At 36.0% G+C, this 447-nt stretch carries 1 protein-coding gene; it reads right to left on the minus strand.

Annotated features, from left to right (window positions below):
- Window positions 1-3: 3 nt before the first annotated feature.
- Window positions 4-339 (minus strand): phospholipase D-like domain-containing protein, encoded by a 336-nt coding sequence (locus ACTHUR_RS20890; protein ID WP_440400720.1) that lies wholly within the window; start codon window positions 337-339, stop codon window positions 4-6.
- Between the last annotated feature and the right edge of the window lie 108 nt (window positions 340-447).

Raw genomic sequence — 447 nt, forward strand, 5'->3', positions numbered from 1 at the left:
TAATCATGCCTTTCTAGAACCTGTCACACTACGACCATCTGAAAAAGGAACAACATGACCTGTAATCATTATGTTTTTTATCATCATCTTTTTATTCTCATTAGCTAGTCTCTTAAAGTGAAGGAAATAGTCGTCCATCTTATCATGCTTTTCAAATTGCCTAATCGCTCCACCACTATATCGATCAAACAAAGTCTTACGAAATTGGTAAGCTACTTCTTCATCATCACAAAGCAGATTCAGTTCTGAATCCACAGTCATGCTTCGAAAATTCAGATTTGCCGAACCAAGAGTAAAGAAATCATCGTCGATAACCATTAACTTGGCATGAATATAGATATCCTGTGGTTCCCCGTCAACTTGAGTTTTTCAGTTGCAGAATACTGTTTCAATTCCGTTTTTTTTAAGCTCTTCGTAAGTATGTTTCATTTCTGCACCATTTAAAGC

The organism is Neisseria sp. P0021.S007 (assembly GCF_051956855.1).